General features: G+C 60.5%; 9 protein-coding genes and 1 other annotated feature. Of the genes, 6 read left to right on the top strand and 3 right to left on the bottom strand.

The features are described from left to right. The 3 genes from hisC to hisG all read right to left on the bottom strand — a co-directional run. The coding region (gene hisC / locus AACS18_RS11980) for a histidinol-phosphate transaminase (protein WP_108612382.1) at positions 1-952 on the bottom strand (952 nt) is incomplete at its 3' end. Next, positions 949-2274, bottom strand: coding sequence for a histidinol dehydrogenase (gene hisD, locus AACS18_RS11975; protein ID WP_108612381.1), 1326 nt, complete (start codon positions 2272-2274; stop codon positions 949-951). The genes hisC and hisD, both read right to left, overlap by 4 nt. Positions 2275-2286: 12 nt before the next feature. Further along, the gene (hisG, locus tag AACS18_RS11970) at positions 2287-3183 is read right to left on the bottom strand and encodes an ATP phosphoribosyltransferase (protein ID WP_108612380.1); all 897 of its coding nucleotides are present in this window, start codon (positions 3181-3183) and stop codon (positions 2287-2289) included. Between the two features lie 24 nt (positions 3184-3207). Then, positions 3208-3336: a sequence feature (His leader region), on the bottom strand. Between the two features lie 187 nt (positions 3337-3523). Here hisG and AACS18_RS11965 point away from each other — a divergent pair. The 6 genes from AACS18_RS11965 to AACS18_RS23425 all read left to right on the top strand — a co-directional run. Beyond that, complete coding sequence (locus AACS18_RS11965; RefSeq protein ID WP_047440092.1) at positions 3524-3769, top strand: hypothetical protein; 246 nt, start codon at positions 3524-3526, stop codon at positions 3767-3769. Positions 3770-3836: 67 nt separating this feature from the next. After that, on the top strand, positions 3837-5756 hold the full coding sequence (locus AACS18_RS11960; protein WP_108612379.1) for an ATP-dependent DNA helicase: 1920 nt from the start codon (positions 3837-3839) through the stop codon (positions 5754-5756). A 90-nt stretch (positions 5757-5846) separates the two neighbouring features. Further along, a complete protein-coding gene (gene tsaB, locus AACS18_RS11955; RefSeq protein WP_181363268.1) occupies positions 5847-6548 on the top strand; it encodes a tRNA (adenosine(37)-N6)-threonylcarbamoyltransferase complex dimerization subunit type 1 TsaB in 702 nt (233 codons plus the stop codon). A gap of 118 nt (positions 6549-6666) precedes the next feature. Then, a complete protein-coding gene (locus AACS18_RS11950; RefSeq protein ID WP_019446435.1) occupies positions 6667-7182 on the top strand; it encodes a Slp family lipoprotein in 516 nt (171 codons plus the stop codon). A gap of 20 nt (positions 7183-7202) precedes the next feature. Continuing rightward, entirely contained in the window at positions 7203-8069 is an 867-nt protein-coding gene (locus AACS18_RS11945; RefSeq protein WP_108612383.1) for an alpha/beta fold hydrolase, read from the top strand. 183 nt (positions 8070-8252) lie between these two features. Further along, the coding region (locus AACS18_RS23425) for an AMP-binding protein (protein WP_374956607.1) at positions 8253-9082 on the top strand (830 nt) is incomplete at its 3' end.

Below are 9082 nucleotides of genomic sequence, written 5' to 3'. Positions count from 1 at the left end.
GTATGATGCCGGCGGCCTTCATGGCAGCAAAGACGGCTGCGCCATCCACAAAGCGCACCAGCACGAAGTTGCCCTTGTCCTCGAACACCGCTTTAACGCAGGCAAGCTTGGCCAGCTCTGTCTTGAAGGCGGCTTTTTGCTTGTTGAGCTCTACCACGCGCTCGCGCATCAGCTCCAGCCCCATGGGGGAGAGGGCCTGCGCCGCGATCTGGGCGATGGGCTCGGGGATGGGATAGGGGGCGATCACCTTGGCCAGCATGGCGATCACCTCGGGGCTTGCCAGCGTAAAGCCGCAGCGGATCCCCGCCAGGGCAAAGGCTTTGGAGAGGGTGCGGGTTACCACCAGATTGGGGAAGCGGGCCAGCAGGTCCACTACGGACGCTTCTGGGCAGAACTCGATATAGGCTTCGTCCACCACCACGATGGCGCGATCCCGGGCTTTTTCCAGCAAAGCGATGAGACCGTCACGTCCCACCAGATCCCCGGTAGGGTTGTTGGGGGAGCAGAGAAACACCAGTTTCACATCAGACAGACGGTCCGCGATGGCGGACCAGTCGGGCTGGCGGCTGGCGGTGAGCGGCTGCTCGACGATACCGACGCCGCAGGTCTCGGCGCTGATGGCGTACATGCCGTAGGTGGGCGGACAGATGAGGATCTGATCTTCACCCGCTTCGCAGAAGGTGCGAATAAGCAGCTCGATGGCCTCGTCGGCGCCGCGACTCACCAGCACCTGCTCCGGATTGACTCCAGCATAGGCGGCATAGCCGTTCACCACCTCGGCCGGTTGGCATTCGGGGTAGCGGTTGAGGCGGCTTCCCTCGATAGTGAAGGGATAGGCCTGCGGCGCCTCGTTGGCGTTGAGCCAGACGTGGCCCTTGCCGCCGATACGTCGGGCGGATTGATAGGGGGTGAGGGCCCGCACCACGCGGCGCGCCAGATTGGCAATGCTCATGACAAATCCTTCTGCTGTGCTGTTGGTTGGGGCGCGGCGACCAGGGCATTCAACCTGAGGGTGACGGCATTCTTGTGGCCATCGAGCCCCTCGGCCTGGGCGATACGCTCGACAATTGGGCCAAGGCCGCGAATACCTTCGGCGCTTAGCTCCTGCACCGTGTAGCGGCGCTGATAATCGGCAAGGCCCAGGCTCGAGCAGGTACGGGCATAGCCGTAGGTAGGCAAGGTGTGGTTGGTGCCGCTGGCGTAATCGCCGACCGATTCCGGCGTCCATGCTCCGAGGAAGATGGAACCGGCGTTCTCGAGCTTATCCAGCAGATCACGGGGAGCGCGGGTCTGCACAATCAGGTGCTCCGGCGCGTAGGCGTTGGAGATGGCGCACGCCTCGGCCAGATCGTCGCAGAGGATCACCAGACTGCTGCCGAGCGCCTGCGCGGCGATGTCGCGGCGGCTCAACTTGGCCAGCTGGCTCTTGATCTCCCCTGCGATGGCATCGGCCAGCAGCGGCGAGGTGGTCACCAGCACGACCTGACTGTCGGGGCCATGCTCGGCCTGGGAGAGCAGATCCGCTGCCACGAAGGCCGGGTTGGCGCTCTCGTCGGCGATCACCAGCACCTCGGAGGGGCCGGCGGGCATGTCGATGGCGGCGCCGCGCCAGTCGCGGGAAACCTGGCCCTTGGCTTCGGTCACATAGGCGTTGCCCGGGCCGAAGATCTTGTCCACTTTGGGAATGTTCTCGGTGCCGTAAGCCATGGCGGCGATTGCCTGGGCGCCGCCGATGGCGAACACCTTCTCGACGCCACAGGCGCGGGCGGCAAACAGGATCTCGTCGCTGGCGGGGGACGGGGTGCAGAGCACCACTTCACGGCAACCGGCGATAGCCGCCGGAATAGCCAGCATCATCACGGTGGAGGGGAGCGGCGCGCTGCCCCCCGGCACATAGAGGCCGACCCGACTGATGGGCTGGGTGCGCAGCTCGCACACCACCCCGGGCTGGGTTTCTACCCGTACTACTGGCTGCACTTGCGCGGCGTGGAAGGTGCGAATATTGGCAATGGCCGCTTCGATGGCGCTTTTGATCTCGTCATCCAGTCGTGCGCAGGCAGCTTCAATTTCGGCCTCGCTGACGCGCAACTGCTCACGGGGGGCGCGTTCGAAGCGCAGGCTCAGCTCGCGCAGGGCCTCATCGCCACGGCTGCGCACCGCGGCGATGATATCCCGCACCACGGCGCCGATATCGGCCTCGTCATTGAGAGCTGGCCGGGTCAGCACGTCGGCCTGCTGGGCGGGGGAGAGGGTCTTCCAGATCAGGGTCTGCATGATATCCCTTCCTTATTCCATCATTTTTTCGATGGGCAGTACCAGAATGGAGCTGGCACCCAGAGCCTTGAGCTGCTCCATGGTCTCCCAGAACAGGGTCTCGCTGGAGACAACGTGCAGGGCCACCTGATTGGTGTCACCGGCCAGTTGCATGATGGTGGGGCGCTCGGCACCCGGCAGCAGATCGGTGATGGGATCGAGCTTGTCTTTGGGGGCGTGCAGCATGATGTACTTGCTCTCGCGGGCCTGCTGCATCCCCTGAATGCGGGGCAGCAGTTTGTCGATGAGCTTCTGCTTGGCATCGGACAAGGGGTTGGGGGCCTGTACCAGTACCGCCTTGGAGCGGTAGATCACCTCTACTTCTTTCAGGCCATTGGCTTCAAGGGTCGCGCCGGTGGAGACCAGATCGCAGATGGCATCGGCCAGGCCCGCGCGGGGCGCCACTTCCACCGAGCCGCCCAGCATCACGCTCTTGAAGCCGAGACCCTTTTCGTCAAAGAAGCGCTTGAGCAGCCCGGGGTAGGAGGTGGCGATGCGCTTGCCCGCCAGACTTTGTGGCCCTGTGTAGGTCACATCTTCCGGCACCGCTAGCGAGAGGCGGCAGCCACCGAAGTCCAGCTGCTTGAGGGTTTTGACCTCGAAGGGGAGGCCTTGGGAGGCGCGAATAAGCTGCACCTCTTCCAGCACGTTCTCGCCGATGATGCCAAGGTCTACTACCCCTTCCATCACCAGCCCCGGGATATCGTCATCACGCACCCGCAGGATATCGATGGGCATGTTCTCGACATGGGCGATAAGGCGCTGCTCGCGCAGGTTGATCTTGAGGCCGCAGCTCTTGAACAGGGCTTGGGAGTCCTGGCTCAGACGACCGGACTTTTGCATGGCGATACGCAGACGTTGTGTTTCCATTGCTCGATTTCCTTCTAGTCAAAAACGAAAAAACCCTCGGAAGTGGGTGCTTCCGAGGGTTTATGAATCTTGCGGTCCTTTTGGAAGTCACCAGTTAAGTGTCTTCCAGCAGTCAACCTCCTGAAAGACTAGTCGGGATGATGATGGTGGTGATGAGTCTTCAGGGTGGTGAACTTCATGTAATCAATCCTTTACAAAATAAGATGTCGTAATTGACGACTGATTTAAACTACCTGCCTTGACAGAAAATGCAACCCGAAATTGTGATTTGATCGATTAAAGTGGCGAAAACGGTTTTCTGGTCGATAACTAGACAATAACCCCTGCAGGAGTCGCCATCATGCCCAGCCAGGACCTGTTGTTCCCCATTTTGCCCCGGGCGCCTGCTGCGCCCGGTAGCGAAGAGATCAAGCGGGAAGTGAATCAGATCAGCAAAAAGCACCAGCTGCGCAAGACCAGCACTGACAACAGTGACTCCCAGCAGCGCCAGCAAGCATATAACACGCCAGCCAAGCGTGATCAGCCCAAGGCGGAAGAGGGCGATCACAAGCCGGATCCCGAGCATCAGATCGATCTGTTCGTCTAGGCAGATTATCTGTCCCGCTTTTGCTGCGCTTTTGGCATAATGGCCGCTTTTGCTGCGGGACGCCCTTTTGACCATCCAGACCCTGTTCAAGCCAGATGGCCCTCTGGCCAGCCATATCGACGGTTTCAAAGCCCGCGCTCCCCAGCTGGAGATGGCCGAAGCGGTCGCGCGCGCTATCAAGAGTGGTGGCCGTCTGCTGGTGGAGGCGGGGACCGGTACCGGCAAGACCTACGCCTATCTGGTGCCTGCGCTGGAGTCCGGCAAGCGGGTGGTGATCAGCACCGGCTCCAAGAACCTGCAAGAGCAGCTCTTCTATCGGGATCTCCCGACCATCACAGGCGCTCTCTCCTACACCCCGCCGGTGGCCTTGCTCAAGGGGCGCAGCAACTATCTCTGCATCGAGCGGATGAACCGGCTCTTGAGCGAATCCCATCTGCAAAAGCCTGAAATTCTCAACGATCTGGTGAAGGTCAAATCCTGGTCCACCGTTACCGATAACGGCGATGTGGGGGATATTCCGGGATTGCAGGAGAACGCGGAGATCCTCGCCCACGTCACCAGCACCAACGACAACTGCCTCGGTCGGGATTGCCCCTATTACGACGACTGCCATCTGGTGGTGGCCCGACGCCGCGCCATGGATGCCCAGGTGGTGGTGATCAATCATCACCTCTTCTTCGCCGATATGGCGGTGAAAGACACCGGATTTGGCGAGTTGGTGCCGGAGGCGCAAGTCTATGTCTTTGACGAGGCACACCAGCTGCCGGAGATCGCCACCAACTACTTCGGCAAATCGGTGGGCAGCCGAACAATTCAGGATCTGGCGCAGGATATCCAGCTGGCCTATCGGGCAGAGGCCCACGACATGGCCCAGCTCGGCAAGGCGGCGGACCGGCTCGCTATCGCCAGTCAGGATCTGCGTCTGGCCTTCGGGGTGGATGGCGGTCGCGGCAATACCCGCGACATGCTGCGCCAGCCGCTTTGGGGGCAGGCTTTGGCTCGTCTTAACGATGCCATCGGGCTCTGCTACGAAGTGCTGAAACTTGCGCTCGGCCGTGGCGAGCAGCTGGATCACGCCTTCGAGCGCATCAGTGAATTGCGCACCCGCCTGGGTGAAGTACTGGCGGTCAACCAGACCGGTTTCTCCTACTGGTACGATTGCTCACGGCTTCATTTTACCCTCAATTTGACGCCGCTGTCGGTGGCCGAGCGATTCAGTGCCGAGGTGCAAAGACCGGAAGTGGCCTGGGTCTTCACCTCCGCCACCCTGACGGTGGATATGCGGTTTGACCACTTCAAGGCCGAGCTGGGGCTGGCGGGCAGCGCCGAGCTGATCCTCGACAGTCCGTTCGACTATGGCGAGCAGGCGCGGCTCTGTGTGCCCCGCTATCTGCCGGAGCCCAATGCCTTTGGCCGTGGCGAGCAGCTGGCCAATCTGATGATCCCGCTCATCAACAAGACGCCGGGGGGCTGTTTCTTCCTCTGTACCAGCCATCAGGTGATGCGTCAGGTAGCCGAGGTGCTGCGCCGGGAGATTGGCCGTACCGTCTTGTTGCAGGGGGAGGACAACAAGCAGCGGCTGCTCAAGGAGTTTGTCGAGAATGGCCGCGCCGTGCTGGTGGCGACCAGCAGTTTCTGGGAGGGGATCGACGTGCGAGGGGCGGCGTTGTCGTGTGTTATCATCGACAAACTGCCGTTTGCCAGCCCCGATGATCCGCTGCTCAAGGCGCGGGTGGATGATTGCAAGCTCAAGGGGGGTGATCCCTTCGCCGAGCTGCAGTTGCCCAAGGCGGTGATTGCCCTCAAACAGGGGGTGGGGCGGCTTATTCGTGATCGCAGTGATCACGGAGTTCTGGTTATCTGTGATCCACGAATGGTCAACAAGCCTTATGGCGCCACCTTTATCAAGAGTTTGCCTGCCATCCCTCGCACCCGGGAGTTGGGGACGCTGGGGAGCTTTTTCGATCGCACTGAACGCGGTGAATAAGTTTGCCGCTAGATAACAGATTTGAACAACGGGTGAGCATATCTCGCTTGCCGGTTATGTAATTGACTGATTTTATAGAGATTGGAAAGCATGAACGAGTTGAAGATCCTGGCCGTAGATACCGCCACCGAAGCCTGCTCCGCCGCCTTGCTGGTGGGTGACAAGCTATTCTCCCGTTGGGAGGAGGCGCCACGGGATCACACCCGAAAAATCCTGCCCATGGTTCAGGCTGTGTTAGACGATGCCGGGATAAGTTTGAGTGACCTCGACGCCATCGCGTTCGGTCGCGGCCCGGGCTCCTTTACTGGCGTGCGGATCGGCATTGGCGTTGCGCAAGGGTTGGCATTTGGCGCGGGTGTGCCGCTGATCGGTATCTCGACCCTGGCCGCCATGGCGCAAGGCGCCTATCGACTGGATGGCGCCGAGCAGGTGCTGACCGCCATTGATGCGCGGATGAACGAAGTCTATTTCGGCCGCTATGAGCTGATTGATGGCCGCATGCAACTGGTGGGCGACGAGGTGGTGAGCGAACCCGTGGCACTGGTTGACGTCCGTGGCAAGCTGGCGGGTCGGGTGACCTGCGTCGGCACCGGTTTTGAAACCTATGGCGAGACCCTGAGTGGTCTGGCCGATGAGCTGGCGGAGAGTCAGGTGCGCTTCCCGGCGGCAGAGGACATGCTGCCGCTGGCCCGCGCCGCCTGGCTGGCGGGGGAGGCGGTGCCGGTTGAACAAGCGACGCCGGTCTATTTGCGTGACAAGGTGACCTGGAAAAAACTGCCGGGTCGCGAATAAGGGCAGGAGCACTGACAGCATGTCGCTCTTGCCGCTCATCAGCTGCAATAAAAGCGGGTGGCCCGACGGGCCACGCCGGCAACAGGAGAGTGACATGATGCGTAATACCAGAAGCGACATGATGAAACGCACTATGGTGGTCGGGGCGCTGGCCCTGCTGCTCGGGGCCTGCAGCTCGGTCCCCAAGGAGCTGGCCTATGAGCCAGAAAACCAGCTGGTGGCCTATCAGCCAGCCCTTGGCGGAATGGAGGGCAAACCGGCCCGCTGGAGCGGCGTTATCTCGGCGGTGCACAACAAGGCGGATCAGAGCGTTATTGAAGTGGTCTATCTGCCGCTTAAATCCAACGGTGTGCCGGAGCAGACCGAGCAGAGCCCGGGCCGTTTTCTGGCCATCATGAAGGGTTTTGTCGATCCGACCCTCTACGCCAAGGGGCGCAGCCTGACAGTGCTTGGCACCATAGGCCAACCGGTTGATAGCCAGATTGGCGAGCACAAGTACCGCTTCTCGGTGCTCAATGTGACGGGCAGCAAGCTGTGGCCGCCAGTCAAGGAGGTGGAGGTGCGCTATATGGACCCCTACTTCTACGACCCCTTCTATGATCCCTTCTGGCCGAGACGGCCGCTGCGTCGCTAAGGCTGGCCATGATCAACCCCATGATGAGTACTCTGTACGAACGTCTGCTCACCTTGGCTGATGGTCGGCAGGTGGCCCTGCTTGAGAATCAACTCGTGGATCAGGCTCAGCAGGGCAAACCCCTGCTGATTGCCCTGCACGGCTGGCTCGACAACAGTGCCAGCTTCTTGCCGCTGGCGCCGCATCTAGGGGATTTTCACCTCATTTGTGTCGATCTGCCGGGGCACGGTCACTCCGATCACAAAACCACCCCTTATGTCTTTGTCGACTGGCTGGACGATCTCTACCAGATCGTGCAGGCGGCAGGGTGGTCGCGCTTCACTCTGCTCGGTCACTCCCTCGGGGCGTTGATCGCCTCTGCCTATGCCGGGGTGTTCCCCGAACAGGTGGAGCGGTTGATCATGCTGGAGGGGCTGGGGCCGCTGAGCCAACCCGATGAGGAGGTACCTGCCCAGCTGCGACGTGCGATTTTAAACCGCAGTCGCACCCGGGAGCGCAGTGCCAACGGCTTTGCCTCCATCGATGAGGCTGTCGCCGCCCGTTGCAAAGTGGCGGATATCACGCCACAGGCGGCGCGTCTTATCTGTGAGCGGCAGCTTGAAGAGCGGGCAGGGCGCTGGCACTGGCGCAGCGATCCCCGTTTGCGGGATCTGTCGCCCCTGAGAATGAGCGAAGGGCAGGCTCGGGCGCTGATGGCGGCTATCCGTTGTCCGGTGCTGTTGATTCAGGGGGAGCAGGGCTTTGCTGCGCTTGAAGCCCAATGGCAGGCCCGTCAGGATACCTTCCAGCAGATCGAACGGGTCATATTGGGTGGAAACCACCATTTTCATATGGAAAATTCGGTTGATACGGCCGTTTGTATCGTAAAGTTTTGTCAAGTTCGGTAGAATCGCAAGCTTTCAATAATTCCAGGTTTGTTTTCTCCCTCACATTTTTCTGTTGTTAATTTGCTGTTAATTGATGTTGCGCTGTGTAAATATGTGCGGCATTAGAGCATCAGCTTAAAACAACCGATTAAAATGGATGTGAACCGGGACGGAGGCAACACAGTGAGCGCACAGGTGCTAGTTATGCAGGAGAAGTTTGTGGAAAAAGTCTGGCTGAAACGTTATCCGGAAGGGGTCCCCGCCGAGATCAATCCAGACCAATACAGCTCCCTGGTCGAGATGTTCGAATCCTCGGTGACCCAGTTTGCCGATCAGCCCGCCTTCGTCAACATGGGCCAAACCATCACCTACCGCCGGCTGGAAGAGCAGTCCCGCGCCTTTGCTGCCTACCTGCAAAACGAGTTGAAGCTGGAGAAAGGGGATCGGGTTGCGGTGATGATGCCTAACCTGCTGCAATATCCCATCGCCGTGTTCGGCATCCTGCGCGCCGGCATGATCGTGGTCAACGTCAACCCGCTCTATACCCCGCGCGAGCTGGAGCACCAGCTCAAGGACTCCGGTGCCAAAGCCATCGTCATCGTCTCCAACTTCGCCCATACCCTGGAAAAAGTGGTCTACGACACCCCGATCAAGCACGTTATCCTGACCCGGATGGGGGATAACCTGGGGCTGGCCAAGGGCACCCTGGTCAACTTCGTGGTCAAGTACGTCAAGAAGCTGGTGCCGAAATACAATCTGCCCCACGCCACCACCATGCGTCAGGCCCTCTCCAAGGGGCGTTTCCTGCAGTACATCAAGCCGGAGATCACCAACGACGATCTCGCCTTTCTGCAGTACACCGGTGGCACCACCGGCCTCTCCAAAGGGGCCATGCTGACCCATCGCAACATGATTGCCAACGTCGAGCAGTGCCTCGGCGTCTACGGCCCCATGCTGGAGCGTGGCAAGGAGTTCGTGGTCACCGCGCTGCCGCTCTATCACGTCTTCGCCCTGACTGTGAACTGCCTGCTCTT

The sequence above is a fragment of the Aeromonas sp. HMWF015 genome (assembly GCF_963878965.1).
Classification (GTDB): domain Bacteria; phylum Pseudomonadota; class Gammaproteobacteria; order Enterobacterales; family Aeromonadaceae; genus Aeromonas; species Aeromonas veronii.
Note: the sequence above shows the minus strand (reverse complement) of the source record. Positions and strands in the feature narration are given on the sequence as shown.